Origin of the sequence: Spiroplasma sp. hy2 (assembly GCF_044714365.1) — a bacterium.
Taxonomy (GTDB): Bacteria; Bacillota_I; Bacilli_A; order Mycoplasmatales; family Mycoplasmataceae; genus Spiroplasma; species Spiroplasma phoeniceum.
Window position 1 is genome coordinate 1 of the sequence record NZ_RXFZ02000280.1, and the last position, 907, is coordinate 907.

1 protein-coding gene is annotated in these 907 nt (G+C 20.8%); it reads right to left on the reverse strand.

Going from position 1 to position 907, the window contains the following annotated elements; all coding sequences use genetic code 4:
- Positions 1–85: 85 nt before the first annotated feature.
- Positions 86–781, reverse strand: coding sequence for a hypothetical protein (locus EHV01_RS06080; RefSeq protein WP_422066677.1), 696 nt, complete (start codon positions 779–781; stop codon positions 86–88).
- Positions 782–907 lie beyond the last annotated feature (126 nt).

Here is a 907-nt window from a genome sequence, read left to right on the forward strand (position 1 = left end):
AATTTTTAAATAAAAGACATAATTAATTAAAATTATAATTTGCTATTAGTATCTTTTTAAAAATATTTACAATTATTTTAATAGGTTATGCAAGAAGTCTATTATTTAAAAAAATATATAAATATTGTAAACCAATGAATAAGGTTAAAATACAAATAAAAGAAAAAGTTAAAATTAATCATCCCCATTCTTGATACACATTAAGAAAAAAATAAGGATATCAAGTATCAGATGGTCTCTTATCTAAATGACGCAATGTTCCTCGAATTAAAATTACAATAAAATAACAAACTGGATAAATTAAAATTAATCATAATGCTAATTTATAATGTTGTTTTAAATTATATTCAAAAGTCCCAGCTGTTAAAATATAACTAATAATCATACTAATTGGAATTACTAAGTGCAAAACAATTGTCGATATTCAAACATATACATTGTATTGATTAGCATCTTGTGTACTTGTAAAAATTCCAAGTCAAAAAACTACCATTGTAATTGTAATATATGTTGTCACAGCTAATTTAATTAAATAACTAGGACTTTGAATTTTAAACTTGTTTTCAAATAAATAAATGAAAAAATAAACAGCAACAATATAATTAGTTTGCGTTGTAAAAAACGAATAATAATTTGATACTCGTTCTGCATATCCTAAATCACGAAATTGAGGTTGTGGACTAATTATTGCTAACACTAAATCAGTAATTAAAAAAAATAAAATTAAAAATAAAACACTTAATCGTACATAAAATAAAATTTTAGTATTTCACTTTAACATAAAAAACCTCCTAATAATTAATATTATTTCTTTAATTTTGTCGAAAACTCTTGATGAAATAAAAAAAATCATCAATATGACAATTTGAAAACTAATTTTGTGTAAGATTATGATTTTGCTTTAAAT